The following is a 22,737-nucleotide window of genomic DNA, read 5'->3' as shown; positions in this document are numbered from 1 at the left end:
TCATCACCCTGCGTGAATAAGACGCCCGTCGACCAGACCGACGGTCACATACAGTCGCCGACCGATCCGGTATCGCCACTTCCGCGCATCCCGTCACCGCACCGTTACCGGCGCGCCTAGCGTCCTGCCCCAGGCAGCCGGAGCGGACCGGCGCCGACCGGCACGAGACATCGCGAGCCGGAGTCGAGTCGTACGGAAGGGACGTGGGTCGCAGGTGGGAGCGCACCGCAGGCCGCGACAGCGCGCGACGGGCAGCGGCAGGGCCCGTACGGCGGCCGCCATCACCCTCGCGGGTGCGGCCACCGCGACGGGCCTGGGCGGAACCGGGCACGCCGACCCGCAGCCGACGGCGGCGCAGGTCAGAGCCAAGGTGGACAAGCTCTACCAGGAGGCCGAGGTCGCCACGGAGAAGTACAACGGCGCCAAGGAGAAGGCGGACACCGCCGAGCAGCGCCTGGAGAAACTGCGGGACGAGGCGGCGCGCAAGGAGGACCGGCTGAACTCGGCCCGGGAGGCGCTGGGTTCCGTCGCGGCGGCGCAGTACCGCGGCGGCGGCCTCGACCCGGCCGTGCAACTCGCGCTCTCCTCCGACCCGGACCGGTACCTGGACGGTGCCGCCTTCGCCGAGCGCGCGGGCAGCCGGCAGAAGGCCGCCGTGGGCCGCGTGCGGAAGAATCTCCGCGAAGTCGAGCAACTGCGCGGCGCCGCCCGCGTCGAGGTGGCCTCGCTGAAGTCCCGCCGGGCGGAGCTGCAACGCCACCGCGAGACCGTCACCGGCAAGCTGGAGAGGGCCCGCCGCCTGCTGTCCCGGCTGACGGCGGAGGAACGCGCCGACGTCGGCGAGGGAACGGGGGAGCGCGCCTCCCGCGCCTCTTCGTCCGGCCCCCGGGAGGGCCTGTCCCCCTCCTCCCAGGCCCCCAACTCCCGTGCCGCGGCGGCCGTCTCCTACGCCTACCAGAAGCTCGGCAGCCCTTACGTGTGGGGCGCGACCGGCCCGAACGCCTTCGACTGCTCGGGCCTCACCCAGGCCGCCTACCGCGCCGCCGGCGTCTCCCTGCCCCGCACCACCTACGCCCAGATCGACACGGGCCGCCGCGTCTCACGCTCCGAACTCCTCCCCGGCGACCTGGTCTTCTTCTACTCGGGCATCACTCACGTAGGCATCTACGTCGGCAACGGCAACATGATCCACGCCCCCAACCCCTCGGCACCGGTGCGGGTCGCCCCGGTCGACGAGATGCCGTTCGCGGGGGCGGCGCGGATGGTGTGACGGCCGCCAACGGCTCGGGGGGCCGATCCTTCCACTGGCCGGCTCTTCCACGCCGGGACGATGTGTGCGGATCATCGGATGAAGCCGAGTAAGGCAGCAAGTAAGAGAACTGGCCGCAGCGTGACCGGTGTACAGGTGCTCACCATCATGGTCCGGCGGACGGACCCCGGCGGGCGGGGACTTCGAAGACGATTTCGCGTCCGTCCTCCTCGTCCCACTGTTCACCGACCTCGACGAAGCCGAAGCCCGAGATCGTGGCCAGCGATGCCACGTTGCCGGGGCTGATCGTCGCCCGCACGGTCGTGGCCGAGGGTTCGGCCGCTGCACGACGGAGCAACTCGGTCAGCGTGGAGCGGGCGTATCCCTGCCGTCGGAATCCGGGAGCGACGGAGTAGCCGATCTCGACCATGCCGGCCTCGTCGGGCGGTCCGTGGAACCCGGCATGTCCGACGACGAGGCCCTGGTCGCCGACGACGGCTTGCCGCACCATCCACCGCGCCTGGCCGGGGTCGGCGGCCATCTGGTCGAGCCGGAGCCTCCACAACCACCGCGCCCTGTCGGTCACGAAGTACTCGGTCAGCGCAACCCCGGCCACCCTGCCGGCTTCGGACAGGTCGCCATCGAGCAGAGCGGACATCGCCTCGCCGGACAACTCGACGAAACGAACGCACTTAGGGCTCCGCGTGAACGGACCCCGGTTGTCGGCTTCATCTGTCACCAGCGGATACTCACCGACTCAGCAGAAGACGTCCACCGAATTCGGAGGCCGTCGCGGCACCCGCCCGGTGATGTCGCCAACCACCTGCTCGCGCTGTCAGACCAACCGCCGTGCCGTCGCCCAGCGGGTCAGTTCGTGGCGGTTGGAGAGCTGGAGTTTGCGCAGGACCGCCGAGACGTGGGACTCGACCGTCTTCACCGAGATGTAGAGCTGCTTGGCGATCTCCTTGTACGCGTACCCGCGGGCGATCAGGCGCAGTACCTCGCGCTCACGCTGGGTGAGACGGTCCAGGTCCTCGTCGACCGGCGGGGCGTCGGTGGAGGCGAACGCGTCGAGGACGAAGCCGGCCAGGCGCGGGGAGAAGACGGCGTCGCCCTCCTGGACACGGAAGACGGAGTCGACCAGGTCGGTGCCGGTGATGGTCTTGGTGACGTAGCCCCGGGCGCCGCCGCGGATCACGCCGATCACGTCCTCGGCCGCGTCCGAGACGGACAGGGCGAGGAAGCGGACGGGCCGGTCGGTGTCGCTCATCAGGGGGGCGCAGCGGCGCAGTACCTCCACTCCGCCGCCGCCGGGGAGGTGGACGTCGAGGAGCACCACCTCGGGACGGGTCGCGGTGATGACCGTGACGGCCTGGTCGACGTCGGCGGCCTCGCCCACGACCTCGACCCCCGTCACGGCGGTCTGTCCGATCTCGGCCTGGACTCCGGTGCGGAACATGCGGTGGTCGTCGACGAGCACCACGCGTACCCGGCGCTCCCCCGTGCCGCCGTTCGCCGGCTGCGCGGGCTCGGCCGCCTCGCCCGCCGCCGTTCCGTCCGCCTCGGTCGGGTCGCTCATGACGTCTTCTCCGCCCTCTCCATTTCCAGTTCGACCTCGGTGCCGCCGTCGGGCACCGCGCGCAGCCGCGCCGTGCCGCCGTTGCGTTCCATGCGGCCGATGATCGATTCTCTGACGCCCATGCGGTCGGCGGGTATCGAGTCGAGGTCGAAGCCGGGGCCGCGGTCCCGGACGGACACGAAGACCGTCCTCCCCTCGACTTCGGCGAAGACCTGTACGGCGCCGCCCTCGCCACCGTACTTGGCCGCGTTCACCATCGCTTCACGCGCGGCCTGCATCTGTGCGCCCACTCTCTCGTCGAGCGGGCAGTCGCCGACGACCACGACCTCGATGGGGACTCCGTGCTTGTCCTCGACCTCCGCGGCGTTGCGCTTCACGGCCTCGGCGAGCGTGGTGGGCTCCTCGTCCTCGTCCTTGCCGTTGCCCTCGGGCTTGTAGAGCCAGGAGCGCAGGTCGCGCTCCTGGGCGCGGGCCAGGCGGCGCACCTCGCCCGCGTTCTCCGCGTTGCGCTGGATCAGGGTCAGGGTGTGCAGGACCGAGTCGTGGACGTGGGCGGCGACCTCTGCGCGCTCCTGGGCGCGGATGCGCATCAGTCGCTCCTCGGAGAGGTCCTGTGTCATCCGGACCAGGTAGGGCCCGGCGAGAAGCGTTGTCCCGACGAGGACGGCGAGGGCCGCCTGGAGGACGGAGCCGAGGTGGGCGGCGGAACCCTGGAGGACGAAGATGCCGGTGGCACCGGCCGTCACCAGCAGGACACCGGCCACGGAGCGCAGCAGGGTGACGGTGCGCCGGTGGCGTCCGACCTCGGCCCAGCGGGCCCGGCGCGCGTTGTCCGCCTGGCGCCAGACGAGGGCGACACCGGCGCCGACGAGCACGGTGGGCCAGAGGTAGGCCTTGGCTCCCCCGCCGAGGTCGACGTTGCCCACGAAGACCAGGGCCACGACGACCATGAGCAGCAGGGCGACTATCTGCCCCTTGTCCGGCTTGCGGGCGACGAGTCTGCGGCGGCCGTCCGGACCGGTCTCGGAGGTGACGAGGGACGGCGGCTTCTGCGCGTCGACGCCGCCGACACCCAGCGGCACGAAGAACCAGAAGGCCGCGTACAGCAACGCGCCCAGGCCGTCGGCCATGAACAGGCCGACGAAGGCGAACCGCACCCAGATGACGGGCAGACCGAGATGCCCGGCGAGCCCCCGCGCCACACCACCGAGCCAGCGTCCGTCGCTGCTGCGGTAGAGCTTGCGCGGCGGCCGCGGTTCGGCGAGGGGTGCTGCTGCGGCTTCCGGCATGACACTGATGGTCACACGGGTGCGGGAGCTGCGGCATCAGGGTCCGCCCCCCATACTCCCCTGATCTGCTGCCCCTGATCTCGGGCCGCGCGGCCTCGAACGCTTCCCGAACGCCGGCTCGGGGGCGATATCAGGGTCCGACCAGGGTCGTACCGACTGCCGTCGCGGCGCCGCGCCCGTCACCATGGAGCCATGACAGATCACGAGCACGCCGCGACGGGTCCGGGACCCGGCTCCGGCCCGCGCCCGTCACGGGGCGCCGGGCAGCAGGATGCCGCGCCCGCCGCGGATGCCACCGGCGCCCCGAGCGGTCCGGGCGTCGCCGACGCTCCCGGGCCGCCGCAGCACTTCCGGCGCGACCGCCGGCACAAGACCCTCGCGGGAGTGTGCGCCGGCCTGGGACGGCAGTGCGATCTGGACCCCGTGATATTCCGGATCACCCTCGCGGTGCTCTCCGCCACCGGCGGCCTCGGCCTCCTCTTCTACGGCTTCGCGTGGCTCTTCGTCCCCTACGACGACGATGAGGAGAACGAGGTGCGCAAGCTGCTGACCGGCCGGGTCGACGGCCAGGCACTGACGGCCGTCCTCTTCGCACTGGTCGGCTGCGGGGTCTTCCTGACCATGCTGCGCAACGGCGGGGTGCTGACCTTCGCCGTGGTCCTCTCCCTCCTCCTCGCGGGCGCCGGGTACTGGTCGCGGCACCGCAGGGCCCCCGAGCCCGACCCGCTCTCCGCCCAGACCGTCGCGGACGCTCCACCGGAGGCCCAGGCGCCGCCGATCATGTACACGTGGCCCTCCTGGTGGCGGGGCCCCATAGTCAAGGACGGCACCCATGACGGCGGGACGGGATATCTGTGGGGCCCGTCGGACGCGGAGGACCGCGACATCGCGGCGGCCGTCAACATCGGCCGCGGGACCGCGGGCCGCAGGGGCCTCGACCTCGCGTACGCCCCTGTCAGTGACCGGCACGCGCGGCCCGCTCAGAAGCGAGGCCCTCGCGGCATCGGTGGCTGGGTATTCCTCTTCGCCCTGCTCGCCGGCTTCCTCGGCACCCGGCTGACCTGGGACGACCAGCCGCTCGGCACCAGTCTGCAGACCGGGCTGGCGTGTGCGCTCGCAGTCTTCGGTCTGGGCATCGCCGTCAGCGCCTTCCTCGGGCGCACGGGAGCGGGTTCGATCTTCCTGGCGGTCATCACGGCGGGCCTGCTGGCCGGCTCGGCCGCGGTGCCGAAGGACGTGGGCACGGAATGGGTCCGGACCACCTGGGCCCCGGCGTCCGTGGCCGAGGTGCGCGAGGAGTACCAGATCGGTGCCGGCAGCGGCACCGTGGACCTGTCCCGGCTGGACCTGACGGGCAAACAGACGGTGAGCACCCGTGCCGACGTGGGCATCGGCCGAATAAGGGTCGTGGTGCCGCAGGACGTGACGGTGCGGCTGACCATCTCCGTGGGCGTCGGTGACATCCGGCTGCCGGGTGACGGGAACAAGGACGTGGACGTGGCACCGGGCAGGCACGAGAAGGTCGACCTGCCTCCTGCCGGGGACGGCAAGGATGCCGGGACTCTCAACCTCGACCTCCAGGTCGGCATCGGCCAGGCGGAGGTGTCCCGTGCTGCGTCATAGGTTCCAGCCCGGACGGCTGGTGGCAGGCGTCTTCCTGATCCTGGCCGGCGTCATCTACGGCGGTGACGCCGGCGGAGTGTGGGAGACACCCTGGTTCGTGCCGATTCCCGTCGTGGTGGGTGGTCTCTGTCTCGCGGGAGCGGTAGGTCTCCTGGCCCGGACAGTGCACCGGCGCCGGGGGGCGGTCACGGGGCAGCCGGACGGCTCCCGCGAGCACCTTTCCGGCTGATGTGACGGGCGAAGGCCGGAGCCCTCAGTGCCGGGAAAACGCTCCGGCACATGCGGCCCGACATCTGCGGCCCGGCACGGACGGCCCCGATGTGGAGAGGAGAGTCCCCGCACCGGCCCGGCGCCGGACGCCCCGCCCCTCCCGGCCCCGGCGCGGGCGCTCCGCCCGGGGGATACGGCGGATTCGCTCGGTCTCCATGTTCGGCGGCGTCCGAGGGCGGGCTGAGCCGCACGGCCGGCCGCGGGCTACCGGTAGTCGCCCGCCGACCGCGGTCGGCGCCGGGAGCGCAGCGCGGCGTCCAGGGACAGGAGAGGAGCGCCCGCGAGGACGAGAGGGAGCCAGGCCATGAGGTAGGGCAGGTCGTTGCCGTAGTAGTACGGGTCGGAGGCCCAGCTGACGGTCAGCCACAGGCTGAGGGAGATCAGCGCACCCCCGAGCGCTGCCAGCCGGGTGAGGAGGCCGAGCAGGGTGCCGACACCGACGGCCAGCTCGCCGAGCGCGATGGCGTAGCCGAAGCCGGGAGGGTTCTTCAGGGCCAGGTCGACCAGAGCGGGGACGGCCGAGGAGTCCCGGACGGCCCGCATCATGTCGCCGACGGAGCCGGCGCCCGCGTCCTTCATGAAGGCGCTGTCGGTGAGCTTGTCCAGGCCCGCGTAGACGAAGGTGACGCCGAGGAAGATCCGTAGAGGAAGGAGGGCGTAGCGGGCGGCGTTGTCCCGCCAGTCCCCACCGCCCTGTTGGGAGGAGTAGACATCCGTCCGCATACCGTGAGTCATCACTGCCAGCCGCCTCTCGCCGCGCATGCCGAGACCCCCCGCCAGACCATACGTACGACAGGGGGATCCGGCTCAACCCTTCGGCCACCGGTTTCTTCCTGTCGGTTTCGACAGGTTGCGGGGCAGGGCGCCGTGCGGAGGGGGCGGACCCACGCAGTGGGCTCCCAGCTCCTCAGCCCGTCACGCCGCCACAGGCAGTCGCGTCGGCTCAGCCCGTCGCATCGGCACAGCCCTTCACGTCGGCACAGCCCGTCACGCCGGCTCGATCCGTCACGCCCGCTCAGTCCGTCACGTCGATGGCGTACCGGTTGGTCTCCACGCCCGCGCCGGTGACCACCTGGACGTCCACCCGGCCCGGCTCCACGTCGGCCGGTACGGGGACGGTGAGGAGGTCGTCCGAGGGGTTGCTGAAGCCGCCCGCCACCGGGACAAGGGGGACGTGGACGTTGACCGCGCCGATCCGGACGACCATCCGGGACAGCCGGTCCGCGCGCTGCGCACCGGGCGGCACGAAGCCGGCGCCACGGATCTCGATGTCGTCGCCGGTGCGGATCGGCGCGTCCAGGTCACCGGCCTCGCGTGCCCGGACCACGGAGAGGACCACCGGCCGGCCGCCCTCCGCGTACTTGCCGGCCAGATAGGTCGCGGCCGAGACCAGTACGACGACCGCGAGTCCCCACGGCAGGTCGGGGAGCTGTTCCGGGCGCCGGGCCAGGCGCACCGCCGCGAAGACCAGGGCGACGGCGCTGATCACCACGTACTGGATGTCGGCGAAGGTGCCGCGTCCCGCGTCGTCCGTGAGGAGGTCGGAGGCCCGCGGCCGGTCCGCCCGGACCTTCTGCAACCGCTGTCCCAGCACCCGCAGGCCGACGACGCGCCGTACGAGGACCGCGATCCCGCAGACCACGGCGAGCACCGTCACCGCCCCGGTGCCGCGGCCGAGTTCGAGGCCCGAGATCAGCGCGTCCCGCCGGTCGTGGCCGGAGGCGACGGCCAGTTGGCCGGCCAGCACGAGCACGGCGTAGGCGATGAAGAGGACCCAGGCCGCCGCCACGGCCCGGGAGGTGGACAGCCGGTTGTCCTCGCCGATGACCGGGGCCAGCGCCCCGCCCCGGGACCGGTGGAACCAGGACGCCGCCGTGAGCGCACCGGCCACGACCAGCGCCGCCGCGAGCCCGGCGGTGCGGGCCGCCGACCAGCCGGCGCCGATCGCGGTGAGGGCCTGCCCGAGCAGCAGCAGGACGACCGCCGCCCAGACCGCGGCCGCCGTGCGCCGGCCAAGGCCCGCGAGCCATGCGTCGCCCTCGGCGCGACCGCGTTCGGCGACGGCCTCGGCGGACTGGGTCAGTTCCTCGGAGACCCACTGCCGGGAGGCGGAGGCCGAGTGGGCGACCGCGGCCGGCAGCCCCTGTCCGGCGGCGAACTCGTCCCGGCGCCGCAGGAACGCGGCGACCGCGCGACGGTGCCCCTCACGAGCGCCGTGCGGACAGTCCCCGCAGGTACAGCCGCCCCCGTGGGCCGTCTCGTACGCGCCCTTGTCCGAGCCGCTCCCGCGTCTCGCCTCCTGCACCGCCACGCCCGACGCCCGCCTTCCGCACCCACGCTTCCAAGTCCCTTGCGACGACGACGAATTGTGCCGTACGCCGACCCTCTGGCGCCCGGCGCCCCCGTTAACCTCTGCTCAGCGCGGGTGACGCGGGTATCGCCGTGTTGACCCGGGCGGGAAGACCACCCGGTCGGGAAGCCCCGTGGGAAGGTCGCGGGATCGAGGTCAGTCGAACAGGTCCGGCTCGGCGCGGCTGATCTGCCGCCACAGCGGCTGGTAGTTGATCCACGCCACCAGGTCGCCGCCGAGCTGCTCCCGGGTCGCCACGGCCTGCCGGTGGTCGATCAGCACCGGCCGGCCCGCGGCCTTCGCCGTCAGCTGCACCTGGCAGGACCGTTCCAGCGACAGGAACCACCAGGCCGCCGCGTCCACCGAGTCGCCGACCGTCATCAGCCCGTGGTTGCGCAGGACGAGCGCCTTGCCGGAGCCGAGCACCCGCGCGATGCGCCGGCCCTCCTCCGCGTCGACGGTGACGCCGGAGTAGGAGTCGTACAGGGCGTGGTCCTCGTAGAAGGCGCAGCTCTCCTGGGTGATCGGGTCGAGCAGGTCGCCGAGGGCGGCGAGCGCGCGCCCGTGCACCGAGTGGCAGTGGGCGACGGCGACCACGTCCGGGCGCAGGGCGTGGACCTGGGAGTGCATGGTGAAGGCGGCCTGGTTCACGTGGTGGCCGCCCTCCACCACCTGGCCCTCGGAGTTGGCCAGCACGAGATCGCTCACCGTGATGTGCGCGAAGGGCATGCCGAAGGGATTGACCCAGAAGCAGTCGCTGTACTCGGGGTCGCGGGCCGTGATGTGCCCGGAGACCCCGTCCTCGAAGCCGTACCGCCCGAAGACGCGCAGCGCCCCCGCGAGCCGTTCCTTGCGGTGCCTGCGTTCGTCCTCGACCGAGTCGTGCATCGGCGGCATCGCGAACCGCAGCCGGTCGGTGGGCAGCGGCGGGGGCGGAGTGGCCCCGGGCGTCCCGTGCATGTGTCCTCCGTCTGCCTCTGGCCTGCCGGGCCCTGCGGCGATCCGATCCGGCACCGCGCACCGGCAGCGGCGCACCGCCACCGCACACCGCGCACCGCGCACCGCACACCGGTAGCGCATGTCGGTACCGCACCGGGTACCGGGATGGGCCTCACGGGCCGGAAGTTACCGCTGAGGCGGCCGGGAGGACAGCTCCCGCCCCGATACGCGACAGAGGGTGTCGGTTTTCGGGCACACACTGGTCGTATGACCCCAGCCATTCCCGTGAACTGGGCCGGTTTCGCCACCGCCGAGCCCGTCCTGGCCCGCACCGTCGAAGCACGCTTCGGCGCGTACACGCACCACGTCCTCGCCACCCTCCGCAAGGACGGCTCGCCCCGCACCACCGGCCTGGAGGTGCGTTTCGTGGGCGGCGAGCTGTGGCTCGGCATGATGGCGGACTCGCTGAAGGCACTGGACCTGCGCCGCGACCCGCGCTTCACGCTGCAGGCGAACCCCGGGGACGGCACCGGGATGGGTGGCGGGGACGTGCGGGTCAGCGGCCGGGCGGCCGAGGTCGACAGCCCGGAGGCGAAGGCCGGATACGCGAAGGAGGTGGAACCGCCGGAGCCGTTCCACCTCTTCCGTACCGAGCTGACGGAGGTCGTGCGCACTCACGTCGACGACGCGTACCTCGTCGTCGAGGTCTGGCAGCCCGGAAAGCCTTTGCGCACCCTCAGGCGTACCTAGGGAGTCACTCCCACTCGATGGTCCCCGGCGGCTTCGACGTCACGTCGAGGACGACGCGGTTGACGTCCTTGACCTCGTTGGTGATCCGGGTCGAGATCCTGGAGAGCACCTCGTACGGCAGCCGGGACCAGTCGGCGGTCATGGCGTCCTCGGAGGAGACCGGCCGCAGCACGATCGGGTGACCGTAGGTGCGGCCGTCGCCCTGGACGCCCACGGAGCGGACGTCGGCGAGCAGCACCACCGGGCACTGCCAGATCTCGCGGTCGAGGCCGGCCGCCGTCAGCTCCTCGCGGGCGATGGCGTCGGCCTCGCGGAGCAGGTCGAGCCGCTCCCTGGTGACCTCGCCGACGATGCGGATGCCGAGGCCGGGGCCGGGGAACGGCTGGCGCTGGACGATCTCCTCCGGCAGGCCCAGCTCCTGGCCGACCATCCGGACCTCGTCCTTGAACAGCTTGCGCAGCGGCTCGACCAGCTCGAACTCGATGTCGTCGGGGAGGCCGCCCACGTTGTGGTGGGACTTGATGTTCGCCGTGCCGGTGCCGCCGCCGGACTCGACGACGTCCGGGTAGAGCGTGCCCTGGACGAGGAAGGCGACCTCGGGGCCCTCCTCCTGCATGATCTCCAGCTGCGCCTGCTCGAAGACGCGGATGAACTCGCGCCCGATGATCTTCCGCTTCTCCTCGGGGTCGGACACCCCGGCCAGCGCCCCCAGGAACCGCTCGCCGGCGTCCACGATCTTCAGCTGTACGCCGGTCGCCGCCACGAAGTCCTTCTCGACCTGCTCGGTCTCGCCCTTGCGCATCAGGCCGTGGTCGACGTAGACGCAGGTCAGCTGGGAGCCGATGGCCTTCTGGACGAGGGCCGCGGCGACCGCGGAGTCCACGCCGCCGGACAGGCCGCAGATGGCGCGCTTGTCGCCGACCTGCTCGCGGATGACCGCGACCTGCTCGTCGATGACGTTGCCCATGGTCCAGTCCGGGGTCAGGCCCGCGCCCCGGTACAGGAAGTGCTCCAGCACCTGCTGCCCGTGCGTGGAGTGCATGACCTCGGGGTGGTACTGGACGCCGTAGAGCTTCTTCTCGTCGTTCTCGAAGGCGGCGACCGGGACGACGTCCGTGGAGCCGGTGACGGTGAAGCCCTCGGGGGCGGCCGAGCAGGCGTCACCGTGCGACATCCACACGGCCTGCTCGGCGGGGGTGCCCTCGAAGAGGGTGGAGGACGGCTTGGAGACCGCGAGGTCGGTACGGCCGTACTCGCGGGCGCCGGAGTTGTCGACGGTGCCGCCGAGGGCCTGCGCCATCAGCTGGAAGCCGTAGCACATGCCGAAGACGGGGACGCCTGCCTCGAACAGGGCGCGGTCGACGGTCGGGGCGCCCGGCTCGTACACCGACGAGGGGCCGCCGGAGAGGATGATGGCCGCCGGGTTCTTGGCGAGGATCTCCTCGACCGGCATGGAGCTCGGCACGATCTCGCTGTAGACCCGCGCCTCGCGGACACGACGGGCGATGAGCTGGGCGTACTGCGCACCGAAGTCGACAACCAGGACGGTGTCGGGGGCGGCGGCAGCGGGAGTCGCTGATGACACGGGGTGCCTTCCGGCGGTCGGGCGGGGAGTCTGCTGCTCCCGATTCTACCGAGACGCCCACGCGCCCCGTCCCTGACGGGGGCGGAGGCGGAGCCGACCGGCACGGGCACCGGCACCGGCACCGGCCCTCGGCTGCCCGACCGGTCGCCGTCGTGCCGGATCTCACGTGGCCGGATCTCACCATGCGAACCGGCTTGGTCGCGAACCGTTCCCGGGGCATACTGGCTCCATGCACAAGCAGAGCACTTTCCTGTTTACCTATGGCAACCGGCCCACCGGCTGCCATGGTCGTGCTGCTTGAGCAACTGACAAGCGACTTCCCAGGCGCCCCGGGCCGACAAGGCCCGGGGCGCCTGGCGTTTGCGGAGTCTGTCGGAGACCGGGGCACCGCCACCCCAGCGAGGAGCCCGCCATGACCGCAACCACCACCGTCCCCACCTCCGAAGCCTCCGCCTCCGGCACCCGCACCTCCGGAACCGCCGCGGACAAGACCGGCGCCCGCACCCCCGAGGCCGCCGACGTGATCACCGGCGCCCGGGAGCGCATCGACAGCCTGGACGACCGGATCATCGGACTGATCCAGGAACGGATGGCCGTCTCCGCCGTCATCCAGGAGGCGAGGATCACTTCCGGCGGCCGGCGCGTGAACCTCTCCCGCGAGATGGAGGTGCTCGACCACTACCGGCAGGCGCTGGGCAAGCCCGGCACGGCGCTGGCGATGACGATGCTGGAGCTGTGCCGGGGACAGATCTGAAGGACGGACCTGACGGACAGGACTGAGGGGCAGGTCTGCGGGACAGGCCTGAGGAGCAGGTCTGAGGAGCGGGTTTGAGGGACGGGTCCGAGGGTCGCATCTGAGTTCGGCGTCTTCTCACCCGTACGGAGCGTGACCGGCGCGCGAGCGGCTTCGTTGGTCCCGGTGTCCGTGTCAGCCAGGGGCGGGCCCGAAAGAACCACGCGTGGCTCGCTGGAGCGATGAGACGTGCGGATCGTTCCGTACGTCGTGGGACCTCGCTCCAGGAAAGTGACCGGACGGCAGGGGACAGCAGCCCGGTCACCCAGAGAACGGTCGGCTCCGGGGACGCCCGGGGCCGGCCGACGGACAACGTCCCCGCCGCTCCCCTCTTTCTGCTCTTCCCGCTCTTTCTGTCTTTCTGCTCTTCCCGTTCTTTTCGCTACCGCTTAGGCGGCACCGTGGGCATGCCCAGGAAGGGCAGCCGGAGTGCGCCGAAGGCCTCCGCCGGGACCGCCGGGGAGCCGGGCTCGACGGGCGCGAGGCGTTCGTACGCGCCACCCTGGGCGGGACGCGGGTCGCTCTCGCCCTTGTTCGGCCAGTAGGACATCGCACGCTCGGCCTGTGCCGTGATGGTCAGGGAGGGGTTGACGCCCAGGTTGGCCGAGACGGCGGCGCCGTCCACGACCGAGATGCCGGGGTGGCCGAAGAGGCGGTGGTACGGGTCTATGACGCCGGTCTCGCGGGTGGCGCCGATGGGACAGCCGCCGAGGAAGTGGGCGGTGAGCGGCATGCCCATCAGTTCACCCACGTTGGAGCCGGCGAAGCCGTTGATCTCGGCGGCGAGCGCGGAGGCGCCCTCGGTCGCGGCCCTGATCTGCTTGGGGTTGGGCGAGCCGTGGCCCTGTCGGGCGGTGAGCAGGCCCTTGCCGACGCCCGACGGTTTCAGGTGCGTGGTCAGCGAGTTGTCCAGGGACTGCATGACCAGGCCGATGATGGTCCGCTCCGACCACTTGCGGTTGGACAGGGAGCGCAGGACGAGCAACGGGTGCTTGGCCGCGTGCCCCAGGAAGCCCAGGACGCGGGAGGCACCCGAGCCCTTCTCGCCGGCGTACGGGACCTGGAGGATCGACAGGCCGCCCATCGAGTTGGAGCCCTTGCCGTAACGCACCGGTTCGATGTGGGTGCTGGCGTCGGGGTGGACGGAGGACGTGATGGCGACGCCGCGCGTGAAGTCGGCGTGCGGCTCGCCGGTGGCCCTGCGGTAACGCCGGTCGTCGGTCTGGGCGCCCACCAGTGCCTCGGAGTTGGTGCGGGTCAGCCCGCCGAGCCGGTCGGACAGGTACGGGAGCTGTCCGCCCGCCTTCATGCGGTGCAGCAGAGTCTGGGTGCCGTAGGTGCCGGCGGCGAGGACGACGCGGCGGGCGGTGAAGGTGCGGCCCGGCTCCCCCGTCGTACGGTCCTTGCCGTTCTTCGGGCGGTGCTTCCTGCGGGCGGTGGGGAGCGTGGCGATCGCGAACCCGCCGCGCGAGTCCTCCGTGACGGAGACGGCCGTGGTCATCGGGTGGACGACCGCACCGGCCTTCTCCGCGAGGTACAGGTAGTTCTCGTTCAGGGTGTTCTTCGCGCCGTGCCGGCAGCCGGTCATGCACTCGCCGCACTCGTTGCAGGCCTTGCGCTCGGGCCCCACGCCGCCGAAGTACGGGTCGGGCACCTGCTCGCCGGGGGTCGCCCGCGCCGTGCCGTCGGCGTCCTCGCCGTCGCCGAAGAAGACGCCGACCGGCGCCATGTGGAAGGTGTCGCCGCAGCCCATCCGCTCGGCGGCGGCCTTCAGGTGCACGTCGGAAGGGGTCATCGTCGGGTTGAGGCGGACCCCGAGCATGCGCCGGGCCTGGTCGTAGTACGGCGTCAGCTCCTCCTGCCAGTCGGTGATGTCCCGCCACTGGGGGTCGTCGAAGAACGGTTTCGGCGGCACGTAGAGGGTGTTGGCGTAGTTCAGGGAGCCGCCGCCCACGCCTGCTCCTGCCAGGACCATGACATTGCCGAGGAGATGGATGCGCTGGATGCCGAACATGCCGAGCTTCGGCGCCCAGAGGTAGTTCTTCAGGTCCCAGGAGTTCCTGGGCAGCGACTCGCGGGTGAAGCGGCGGCCGGCCTCCAGGACACCGACGCGGTAGCCCTTCTCGGTGAGGCGCAGTGCGGAGACCGAGCCGCCGAAGCCGGAGCCGACTATGAGGACGTCGTAGTCGTACCCGCTCTCGTCCCGGGTCTGGACAGTCTTCTCCTGCGACACGTGCTCTCCTCGTCGAGAACGGGGTACGGGTACGGATACGGAAACGGGTGCGTATGGGGGCGTACGGGGGGGCGGCGGGCCGCTCAGCGGAAGCGGAACGCCTTCATCAGGCGCAGGCTGCGGCTCATGAACGCCGCGTACTTCTCGTCGTCCATCCCCAGTGACGGCGCCATCGGCAGCAGCCGCTGCTGGGCGACCGTCTGGGCCTCGGTGTACTTGAGGATGCCCTCGGAGCCGTGCCGGCGGCCGAGGCCCGAGTCCTTCATGCCGCCCATCGGCGACTGGACGCTGCCGTAGGCGGAGGCGTAGCCCTCGTTGATGTTGACGGTGCCGGTGCGCAGGCGGGCGGCGACGTCGCGGCCGCGCCGGGCGTCCTTCGTCCAGACCGCGGAGTTCAGGCCGTACGGCGTGGAGTTGGCGTGCTCGACCGCCTCGTCCTCGGTCTTGAAGCGGTACACGGAGACGACCGGGCCGAAGGTCTCCTCGGCGCACACCGTCATGGGCGCCGCGACGCCGTCGAGGATGGTCGGCTCGTAGAAGTACGGGCCGATGTCCGGACGTGCGACACCGCCGGCGACGAGCTTCGCGCCCCGCTCCACGGCGTCCGCGACATGGCGCCGCACGGTCTCCAGCTGCCGGTCGCCCACCAGCGAGCCCATGTCGGCGCCGTAGGAGAGGGAGGTGCCGAGCCGCATCGCCCTGGTGCGCGCGGCGAAGCGCTCCAGGAAGGCGTCGGCGACGGACTCGTGGACGTAGAGGCGCTCGATGGAGATGCAGAGCTGCCCCGCCGACGAGAAGCAGGCACGGACGGCGCCCGCGGCGGCCTTCTCGATGTCGGCGTCCTCCAGGACCAGCATGGCGTTCTTGCCGCCCAGTTCGAGGGAGACGCCGACCAGGCGGGCGGCGGCCCCCTGGGCGACCTCGCGGCCGGTGCGGGTGGAGCCGGTGAAGGAGACGTAGTCCGCGTGCCTGACGACCTCGGGGCCGACGACCGGACCCTCACCGAGGACGACCTGGAAGACCTCGGCGGGCAGGCCGGCCTCGATGAGCAGGTCGCGGGCCCACAGCGCGGTGAGGCAGGTCTCGGTGTCGGGCTTCATGACGACGGCGTTGCCCGCCACGAACGCGGGGATCGCGTCGCCGACGGACAGTTCCAGCGGGTAGTTCCAGGGGGCGATCTGGCCGACGACACCGCGGGGGTGGCGCAGTTCGGTGACCTTGGTGAGGGTCGGCACGGCGCCGGTGTGCCGCCTGGGCCGCAGGTAGGCGGGCCCCTTGCGGCCGTAGTGCCGGGCGGCGACGGCGACGGCCTGGACCTCCTCGTGGGCGTGCAGACGGGCCTTGCCGGTCTCCAGCTGGATGAGGTCGAGGACCTCGGCCTGGCGCGCCAGCACCAGGTCGTGGAAGCGGAGCAGCACGGCGGCACGCTGTCGTACGGGAGTGCGCGCCCACACGGCCTGGGCGGCCCGGGCCCGCTCGAAGGCGCCGGCCACGTCCTCGGGCGTGGATTCGGGCAGGTCGGCCAGTTTCTCGCCGGTGAAGGGGGTGTGGTTGGCGGTGCGGCCGGACCCGGCCACGCCCTTGGTGAGCTGGGCGACCAGCTCGGGCGTGACCACGTCGGCAGCGGTGCGGGCGCCCTCCGGGGTGGGGGCGAGGGGGTTCGTGCCGGTGAGTTCCGGGGCCTGCGCGTCCGTCATGTGCCGCAGGGTATGCCGCGGGGCGGGCTTTGTGTACCCGTCGGTAACGGGGATTCGCGGTGATTCACCGAGTGCTCACATCACGCCAGTGATCGCTGGCAAGAAACCCGCTGATCAGGGCGTTACACGGAAGGACTGGATCTGATCACTTCTTTTACGTCCGGTGTGGGCCGGAGACCGCCGGCCACCGCTTCCAACTGCTGGGCGACGTCCTCCGCGTCCGGCCGCAACGCGGCGTGCTCGGCCAGCAGGCGTTCGACGACCGTGCCGAGGAGCCCGGACGGCCCTGCCGACCCAGGCCGCACAGGCGACTCAGGCGGCCTGGACAGCCCGGACGGCCCGGACGCCGGTGGGTCGCCCGCGGCGGCTCGCAGCAGGGCACCGAGGGATCGCAGGTCGGCCGCGGGCCCGGTGTCCCGCGGCGACTCCTTCCCCGCCCGGAACTCCTCCTCCGCCCGGAAGTCCTCCCCCGCCCGGAACCTCTGGCCCGGCGGGGGCCCCTCTCCTGGCGGGGCACCCTGCTCCGGCAGGACACCCTGCTGTGGCGGGGCCGCCCCCTCCCCCGGCAGGTGGGCGGTGCCGAAGTCGGTGAGGACGACGCGGTCGTGCCGGCCGAGGAGCACGTTGGCGGGCCGGACCGCCCGGTGCACGATGCCGACGGCGTGCGCGGCCCGCAGGGCGCCGAGGACGGCGAGGCCGATGCGGGCGGCCTCCGCCGGTGGGACCGGGCCGCGCCGGAGCACTTCGTGCAGGGACTCGCCCTGGACCCACTCCATGACGATCCAGGGCAGTCCGTCGAGACCGGCATCCTCGACGACCACGTCGAGGATGCGGACCGCGGCGGGATGATCGACGCGGGCGGCGGCGCGCGCCTCGCGGTAGAGGCGGTGGGCCGCCCTCCGGTAGGTCTCGCCCTCCGGGACGCCGGGCAACCGGGGCCACCGGACTGCGACTTCGCGGTCCGCCGCCTCGTCGAGGGCCCGCCAGACGGTGCCCGACCGTCCGGAGCCGGCCCGCCGCAGCAGCCGGTAGCGCCCACCGACCAGTCGGCCCTCGAGTCCCATCAGAGCTTGTCGACCTCCCAGTTGGCGATCACCGTCCGGGCGATCTCCCGGCCCTCGTCGGCGAAGTAGCCCTCGCGGGGGTAGTCGATCGACACCTTGTACATGTCACCGTTGCCGGCACGGTAGTAGAGGATGTGGAACTCCCGCTTGCGGGGGTGCTCCGTGTCCGTGGTCGTGTAGGCGATGGTGTTCTCGGCGGCCTTCTCGCCCTTGTACTCTGTCTCGCTCGGCTCCCCCTTGGGAGCGGGCTTCTCCGCGAAGTCCCAGGAGTACTCGCCGTCCTTGAGCATGTCCCAGTCCGCCCAGGCGTTGGCCCCCGCGGTGTCCGGGATCTCGCCCGCCTCGTCGTCGGCCTTGATGTCCCGGTCCACGAAGACGGTGACCGCGCCGCTCGGGTCGGAGAACGTCTCGTTGGTACCGTCCCACTCCTCGTCCTCCGCGTGCTTCTCCTTCACGAACTCCGCGGGCACGCCGACGCTCATCCCGACCTTCGCGCCGAGCTTCTGCTGCTTCCAGCCCTCCGGCAGGGGGCCCGCGAAGGGGTCGGCGACCACGAGGTACGAGGCCACGGCCGCCGCCACGACCGCCGCGCCGAGGGTGATCCACACGTTGCGGCCCAGCCGGACGCCCCAGCGCGAGCCGGTGCCCGGCCCGGTGCCCGACGCCCCACGGGCAACACCCGCGGCACCGAACGGCGCAACCCGGGTCGGCGGCGGCGCGGGCGGGTTCGCGGCGGCGTCGAGCAGCGTGCGGACCCGGGCGGCGTCCGGGCGGCGGGCAGGGTCCTTGTCCAGCAGGCCCGTGATGACCTCGGCCAGCGGGCCCTGCGCGGCGGCGGGCGGCGCCGGCACGGCGTTGAGCACCGACTGGAGCGTGGCGGGCGTGTTGCTGCGGCGGAACGGCGAGACCCCCTCCGTCGCCGCGTACAGCACCACGCCCAGGGACCACAGGTCGCTCTCCGGGCCGGGACGCCGCCCCAGCACCCGTTCCGGCGCGATGTACTCGGGCGAGCCCACGAAGCCGCCGGTGTCGGTCAGGTTGGTCTCGCCCTCGATCTGTGCGATGCCGAAGTCGGCGAGGACGACCCGGTCGTGCCGGCCGAGCAGTACGTTGTCCGGCTTCACGTCCCGGTGCAGGATGCCGGCCTGGTGCGCGGCCTCCAGCGCACCGAGCACCTCAAGACCGATCCGGGCCGCCTCGCGCGCGCCCAGGGTGCCTTCCTGCAGGGCGTCGCCCAGCGAGCGCCCCCGTACCAGCTCCATGACGATCCACGGCCGGCCGTCCACGACCGCCACGTCGTGCACGTCGACCACGGCGGGATGGTCGAGGCGGGCCGCGGCGCGCGCCTCGCGGCGCATGCGCTCGAAGGCGTTGTCCCGTTCACGTTCGGGAAGGTGGTCGGGGACGCGGGGCTCCTTGACGGCGACCTCGCGGTCCACGGTCTCGTCCTTCGCCCGCCACACCGTGCCCATGCCGCCGTGCCCGAGCCTGGCGATCAGCCGGTAGCGGCCGGCGACGAGGCGTCCGGCCCCCGGGTCCCCGGCGCCCGGCTCCCCGGCCACCGTGGGCGCCGCGGCTGCCGCGGCCGGAGCGGAAGAGGGCACCGCGGTCGGCGCGGGCGACGGCGGCGCGGCCGGTTCGGGCGACGCGGCCGGTTCGGGCGACGTGGCCTGCGGCGGTACGACCTCGGTGGGCGCCGCGTACGGGTTGCCGGGATGCGGCACCGCGACCGGCTGGTTCGGTGGCTGCAGGTCAAAACTCGTCGGCTCGTCCGCCCCTGAGCGGGGCCCCCCGTTGCTGCTCATGGTCCATCCATACCGCGCCGGACGCGGCCCTTTCCACCGCCGGTGTCCGGCGGTCACACACCCGTGACGCGACGTGCCGCTTATCTCCCGGTTGGGCCGGATGCGGTGGGGCCGGACGCGGTGGGCTCGGATGCGGTGGGGCCGGCGGGCGCGGACGGTGAGAGCGGCGGTGACAGCGGCGGTGACACCGTCCCGGTGGTCGGTGTCGCGGGCGCCGAGGTCGTCGGCGTACCGTTCCCGTCGTCGTCGCCGTCCGCCAGCAGGGCCGCCAGCGAGATGCCGGCGCCCGCGGCCGCGACGACGAGCAGCACGGCCGTCAGCACACCCCGCCTCAGCCTCCGGGACCCGCCGCTCCCGGCCGCCCGTGCGGTCGCGGGGGTGCGGCCGGTGCTCAGGAAGGCACGCAGCATCCGGTCGGCCGACGCCGCGTCCAGCCGTCGTCCGGGGTCTCGTTCCAGCAGGCCCCGTACGACCGGGAGGAGCGGTCCGGCCTGCTCGGGCGGGCGGATCTCGTCGGTGACCACGGCGTGCAGGACACCGCCGAGCGAGTCGCGGTGGAAGGGGCTCACGCCACTGAGGACGGCGCACAGCAGTACGCCCAGCGACCACAGGTCCGACTCCGGCCCTGTTCCGGCGCCGGACATCCGTTCCGGCGCGGTGTACTCGGGGGAGCCCACGAAGGAGCCGCTCTCGGTGAGCGTGGTGGCGCCCGCGACCTGTGCGACCCCGAAGTCCGTGAGGACGACCCGGCCGTCGTCGGCGATGAGCACGTTGGACGGTTTCACGTCCCGGTGCAGGATGCCCGCCGCGTGTGCGGTGCGCAGGGCGTCGAGCAGGGCGACGCCGATCCGGGCGGCCTCGCCTGGCCCGACCGGACCGTGCGTGGCGACGCGGTCGGCGAGCGATCCGCCGTCGACGAACTCCATGACCATGTACGCGCGTTCGTCGTCCTCGACGACATCGTGCACGACGATGACGTGCGGATGCCGCAGCCGCGCGACCGCGCGGGCCTCGCGCAGGGTGCGCTCACGGCGCCGCCGGGCCTCGGCCGCGGAGAGGGTCTCGTCGAGGGGGAGCGCCTTCACGGCCACTTCGCGGGCGAGGAGTTGGTCGGTGGCCCGCCAGACGATGCCCATGCCGCCGCGGCCGAGCCGTTCGTGGAGCCGGTACCGGCCCGCGATGACACGCCCGCCCGCCCCCTCGGTCACCATGCGGCCCATCATGCCCCACCTGACGCACCGGCTCCGGGTCGCTGTCACACGGGTGGCCGACAACCGACGGGTGTGCGAGACCCGTTCGGTGCCTCGCGGCTGCCGCCTCACGGCCGTCGCGTCGTACGGGTCAGCCGGTCTTTTCCTGCCAGCTCTGGAGCACGGTCCTGAACTGCTGTCGCGTGGTCGGCCAGTCGCTGGCCGGCCCCGACATGTTGAAGGCGTACTCGACGCCGTCGCGGGAGACGTACGACTGCGACACGGCGCGGCGCGGGCCGGGGAAGGAGGTGTCCTTCGCCAGCGCGGTCCAGGTGTACTCCCACCGGGCGCTGTCGCGGTCCCGGTAGTCGACCCTTTCCAGGGCGACGCGCTGGTAGTCGACCAGACGCTGGCCGAGCTGGGCGTCCAGGTCCTGCTGGTGGGTGTACGGGTCGTTGTAGTCGGGGGCGGTGTCGACGGATATGCGGATGACGTGCTCGCCGCCGTCGGGGGTGTAGTCGATCTGCCGGAGTTCGCCGCTGTCGCCGTCGAAGTCCTTCCGCTTCCAGCCCTTGGGCAGGGACAGGCCGAAACCCAGCGGGTCGTTCCGGCGTACCCAGTCGGCGGGGACGGAGCTGCCGGGGTCCTTGCTGCTGGCGGAGGGGTCGGGCAGGGGGGAGGTCGAGCGGGTGGGCCGGGAACCGGCCTCGGAGCCGCGCTCCTTGTCGCCCTGCTGGTCGAGCAGCACGGCGGTGCCCGCGCCGATGAGGGCGGCGACGGCGACGACCAGGACGAAGGTGCGCGGGCGCCCGAGCCGGTGGCGTCGGGGAGCGCCCGGCCCGACCGGTACCGGGCCGGTGGCGGTGTGGCCCGGCGGCACCTGCCCGGGCCCCGTGTGCCCCGTGTGCCCCGTGTGCCCCGTGCCGTCGCGACCCGGGTGGCCGGGGCGGCCCGCGCTCGTGTACGCCGAGTTCGTGTAGTCCGTGTACTCGGATTGCCCGTACGCCGAGTTCGTGTACCCGGCCCCCGCGTGCCCCGGGACCGAGGCGCCGACGGCCGTAGGGCCGGTGCCCGTGTGACCGGTCACCCGGTCACCGGTGGCCGCGGGACCGAACGCCGTATGACCGGTCGCCGCAGAACCCACAGCCGTGGGACCGGTACCCGTGGGACCGCTGCCCGTGGGACCGCTGCCCATGGGCCCACTGCCCGTGGGCCCGCTGCCCGTGGGCCCGTTGGCCGCCGACCCCGTGCCGGGCGGCCCGGCCACCGGCGGACCGGCCATCGACGGACCGGCCACCGGCGGATACGGCGTCCCGGTCGCCGGGCCCGCCGGGTGCTCGTGCGGGGTGTCTCCCTGGTCCGGCGGCCCCGTGTACTGCGTGGTCGGCACGTACGCCTGGGCCGCGTCCGGGCGCCGCCCCTCCGCCGCCTGGGCGAGCAGGTGCTCGGTCTCGGTCGCGTCGGGCCGCGCCTGCGGGTCCTTGCAGAGCAGGGCGCTGATGACGGGCGCCAGCGGACCGGCGTACCGGGGCTCGGTGGCCTCCTCCTCGACGACCGCCTGCATGGTCGTCAGCGGCGAGGTGCGCCGGAACGGCGACCTGCCCTCCACCGCCGTGTACAGCGTCGCGCCGAGTGCCCACAGGTCGGAGGAGGGGCCGGGGTCGTGGCCGCGGACCCGTTCGGGCGCGAGGTAGTCGACGGAGCCGACGACCTCACCGGTCCGGGTGATGGTGGAGTCGCCCTCGATCTGCGCGATGCCGAAGTCGGTGAGCAGCACCCGGCCGTCGTCGCCGAGCAGTACGTTGCCCGGTTTGACGTCCCGGTGCAGGACACCGGCGGCGTGTGCGGCGCGCAGGGCGCGCAGCACCCACAGGCCGATGCGGGCCGCCTCCCGCGGTTCGACCCGCTCTTCCGTCTTGACCGCGTCGGCCAGCGAGCGGCCCTCGACCAGCTCCATCACGATCCACGGCCGGCCGTCGTGTTCGAGTACGTCGTGGACGGTGACGACGGCCGAGTGGTTGATCCGTGCCGCGGCGCGCGCCTCGCCCCGGGTGCGCGCCAGCAGGATGGCCTGGTCGCTCTCCGAGACGTAGAGCGCGGCGGTCAACTCCTTGATGGCGACGATCCGGTGCAGCACCTCGTCGTGTGCGCGCCACACCCGGCCCATGCCGCCGCTGCCGATGGCCTCCTCGAGCCGGTATCGGTCTGCGACGAGCCGGCCCTGCATCTGATTCACGTTGCCCCGCAATGGTCTTGTCAGGGCCAGACTAGGGACCGGCCACCCGTCGGGGAACGGGCGGGGTGGGATGGAAACCGCTCTG

18 protein-coding genes are annotated in these 22,737 nt (G+C 72.6%); 5 read left to right on the top strand and 13 right to left on the bottom strand.

What is annotated here, in order from left to right:
* Positions 1-214 precede the first annotated feature (214 nt).
* On the top strand, positions 215-1,270 hold the full coding sequence (locus HZS56_RS16340) for a C40 family peptidase (protein WP_216721419.1): 1,056 nt from the start codon (positions 215-217) through the stop codon (positions 1,268-1,270).
* Positions 1,271-1,415: 145 nt separating this feature from the next.
* Here the strand turns inward: HZS56_RS16340 and HZS56_RS16335 are convergent, their stop codons facing one another.
* The 3 genes from HZS56_RS16335 to HZS56_RS16325 form a co-directional block, all read right to left on the bottom strand.
* Positions 1,416-1,907, bottom strand: a complete 492-nt coding sequence (locus HZS56_RS16335; protein ID WP_216721418.1) for a GNAT family N-acetyltransferase — start codon at positions 1,905-1,907, stop codon at positions 1,416-1,418.
* Between the two features lie 177 nt (positions 1,908-2,084).
* Positions 2,085-2,828, bottom strand: a complete 744-nt coding sequence (locus HZS56_RS16330) for a LuxR C-terminal-related transcriptional regulator (protein ID WP_216721417.1) — start codon at positions 2,826-2,828, stop codon at positions 2,085-2,087.
* A complete protein-coding gene (locus tag HZS56_RS16325; protein WP_216721416.1) occupies positions 2,825-4,117 on the bottom strand; it encodes an ATP-binding protein in 1,293 nt (430 codons plus the stop codon). Before HZS56_RS16325 ends, HZS56_RS16330 begins: the two co-directional genes overlap by 4 nt.
* Positions 4,118-4,309: 192 nt before the next feature.
* On the opposite strand from HZS56_RS16325, the gene HZS56_RS16320 reads away from it, so the two are divergent.
* Positions 4,310-5,740, top strand: coding sequence for a PspC domain-containing protein (locus HZS56_RS16320; protein ID WP_216721415.1), 1,431 nt, complete (start codon positions 4,310-4,312; stop codon positions 5,738-5,740).
* Positions 5,727-5,969, top strand: a complete 243-nt coding sequence (locus HZS56_RS38230) for a hypothetical protein (RefSeq protein WP_308408084.1) — start codon at positions 5,727-5,729, stop codon at positions 5,967-5,969. The genes HZS56_RS16320 and HZS56_RS38230 overlap by 14 nt, the downstream gene beginning before the upstream one ends.
* Before the next feature lie 245 nt (positions 5,970-6,214).
* On the opposite strand, the gene HZS56_RS16315 is transcribed toward HZS56_RS38230, so the two are convergent.
* The 3 genes from HZS56_RS16315 to HZS56_RS16305 all read right to left on the bottom strand — a co-directional run bounded on the left by HZS56_RS16315 (position 6,215) and on the right by HZS56_RS16305 (position 9,320).
* The gene (locus tag HZS56_RS16315) at positions 6,215-6,745 is read right to left on the bottom strand and encodes a DoxX family membrane protein (protein ID WP_216721414.1); all 531 of its coding nucleotides are present in this window, start codon (positions 6,743-6,745) and stop codon (positions 6,215-6,217) included.
* Between the two features lie 280 nt (positions 6,746-7,025).
* Entirely contained in the window at positions 7,026-8,321 is a 1,296-nt protein-coding gene (locus HZS56_RS16310) for a hypothetical protein (protein ID WP_216721413.1), read from the bottom strand.
* A 195-nt stretch (positions 8,322-8,516) separates the two neighbouring features.
* Entirely contained in the window at positions 8,517-9,320 is an 804-nt protein-coding gene (locus tag HZS56_RS16305) for a class II aldolase/adducin family protein (RefSeq protein ID WP_216721412.1), read from the bottom strand.
* A gap of 246 nt (positions 9,321-9,566) precedes the next feature.
* On the opposite strand from HZS56_RS16305, the gene HZS56_RS16300 reads away from it, so the two are divergent.
* Entirely contained in the window at positions 9,567-10,049 is a 483-nt protein-coding gene (locus tag HZS56_RS16300; protein ID WP_216721411.1) for a pyridoxamine 5'-phosphate oxidase family protein, read from the top strand.
* Between the two features lie 4 nt (positions 10,050-10,053).
* On the opposite strand, the gene guaA is transcribed toward HZS56_RS16300, so the two are convergent.
* A complete protein-coding gene (guaA, locus tag HZS56_RS16295) occupies positions 10,054-11,634 on the bottom strand; it encodes a glutamine-hydrolyzing GMP synthase (protein WP_216721410.1) in 1,581 nt (526 codons plus the stop codon).
* Positions 11,635-12,046: 412 nt separating this feature from the next.
* Between guaA and HZS56_RS16290 the strand changes: the two genes are divergently transcribed.
* Positions 12,047-12,388, top strand: a complete 342-nt coding sequence (locus HZS56_RS16290) for a chorismate mutase (protein ID WP_216721409.1) — start codon at positions 12,047-12,049, stop codon at positions 12,386-12,388.
* A 421-nt stretch (positions 12,389-12,809) separates the two neighbouring features.
* On the opposite strand, the gene HZS56_RS16285 is transcribed toward HZS56_RS16290, so the two are convergent.
* The 6 genes from HZS56_RS16285 to HZS56_RS16260 all read right to left on the bottom strand — a co-directional run bounded on the left by HZS56_RS16285 (position 12,810) and on the right by HZS56_RS16260 (position 22,643).
* Entirely contained in the window at positions 12,810-14,660 is a 1,851-nt protein-coding gene (locus tag HZS56_RS16285; RefSeq protein ID WP_216721408.1) for a GMC family oxidoreductase, read from the bottom strand.
* An 83-nt stretch (positions 14,661-14,743) separates the two neighbouring features.
* Positions 14,744-16,357, bottom strand: a complete 1,614-nt coding sequence (locus tag HZS56_RS16280) for a succinic semialdehyde dehydrogenase (RefSeq protein ID WP_216721407.1) — start codon at positions 16,355-16,357, stop codon at positions 14,744-14,746.
* Positions 16,358-16,479: 122 nt separating this feature from the next.
* Complete coding sequence (locus tag HZS56_RS16275) at positions 16,480-17,421, bottom strand: serine/threonine-protein kinase (RefSeq protein ID WP_216721406.1); 942 nt, start codon at positions 17,419-17,421, stop codon at positions 16,480-16,482.
* A complete protein-coding gene (locus tag HZS56_RS16270; RefSeq protein ID WP_216721405.1) occupies positions 17,421-19,226 on the bottom strand; it encodes a serine/threonine-protein kinase in 1,806 nt (601 codons plus the stop codon). The genes HZS56_RS16275 and HZS56_RS16270 overlap by 1 nt, the downstream gene beginning before the upstream one ends.
* 80 nt (positions 19,227-19,306) lie before the next feature.
* Complete coding sequence (locus HZS56_RS16265; protein ID WP_216721404.1) at positions 19,307-20,446, bottom strand: serine/threonine-protein kinase; 1,140 nt, start codon at positions 20,444-20,446, stop codon at positions 19,307-19,309.
* Between the two features lie 121 nt (positions 20,447-20,567).
* Positions 20,568-22,643: a serine/threonine-protein kinase gene (locus HZS56_RS16260; RefSeq protein ID WP_216721403.1), complete on the bottom strand. Its 2,076-nt coding sequence runs from the start codon at positions 22,641-22,643 to the stop codon at positions 20,568-20,570.
* Positions 22,644-22,737: the final 94 nt, after the last annotated feature.

Source organism: Streptomyces mayonensis (assembly GCF_018982965.1).
Taxonomy (GTDB): Bacteria; Actinomycetota; Actinomycetes; order Streptomycetales; family Streptomycetaceae; genus Streptomyces; species Streptomyces mayonensis.
Note: the sequence above shows the minus strand (reverse complement) of the source record. Positions and strands in the feature narration are given on the sequence as shown.

What these genes read in the sequence shown, in the direction of transcription:
- HZS56_RS16335 (WP_216721418.1), bottom strand. Translation starts at nt 1,907, where the DNA reads ATGTCCGCTCTGCTCGATGGCGACCTGTCCGAAGCCGGCAGGGTGGCC.
- HZS56_RS16330 (WP_216721417.1), bottom strand. Translation starts at nt 2,828, where the DNA reads ATGAGCGACCCGACCGAGGCGGACGGAACGGCGGCGGGCGAGGCGGCC.
- HZS56_RS16325 (WP_216721416.1), bottom strand. Translation starts at nt 4,117, where the DNA reads ATGCCGGAAGCCGCAGCAGCACCCCTCGCCGAACCGCGGCCGCCGCGC.
- HZS56_RS16320 (WP_216721415.1), top strand. Translation starts at nt 4,310, where the DNA reads ATGACAGATCACGAGCACGCCGCGACGGGTCCGGGACCCGGCTCCGGC.
- HZS56_RS16315 (WP_216721414.1), bottom strand. Translation starts at nt 6,745, where the DNA reads ATGACTCACGGTATGCGGACGGATGTCTACTCCTCCCAACAGGGCGGT.
- HZS56_RS16305 (WP_216721412.1), bottom strand. Translation starts at nt 9,320, where the DNA reads ATGCACGGGACGCCCGGGGCCACTCCGCCCCCGCCGCTGCCCACCGAC.
- HZS56_RS16300 (WP_216721411.1), top strand. Translation starts at nt 9,567, where the DNA reads ATGACCCCAGCCATTCCCGTGAACTGGGCCGGTTTCGCCACCGCCGAG.
- HZS56_RS16290 (WP_216721409.1), top strand. Translation starts at nt 12,047, where the DNA reads ATGACCGCAACCACCACCGTCCCCACCTCCGAAGCCTCCGCCTCCGGC.
- HZS56_RS16280 (WP_216721407.1), bottom strand. Translation starts at nt 16,357, where the DNA reads ATGACGGACGCGCAGGCCCCGGAACTCACCGGCACGAACCCCCTCGCC.
- HZS56_RS16275 (WP_216721406.1), bottom strand. Translation starts at nt 17,421, where the DNA reads ATGGGACTCGAGGGCCGACTGGTCGGTGGGCGCTACCGGCTGCTGCGG.
- HZS56_RS16270 (WP_216721405.1), bottom strand. Translation starts at nt 19,226, where the DNA reads ATGAGCAGCAACGGGGGGCCCCGCTCAGGGGCGGACGAGCCGACGAGT.
- HZS56_RS16265 (WP_216721404.1), bottom strand. Translation starts at nt 20,446, where the DNA reads ATGGGCCGCATGGTGACCGAGGGGGCGGGCGGGCGTGTCATCGCGGGC.
- HZS56_RS16260 (WP_216721403.1), bottom strand. Translation starts at nt 22,643, where the DNA reads ATGCAGGGCCGGCTCGTCGCAGACCGATACCGGCTCGAGGAGGCCATC.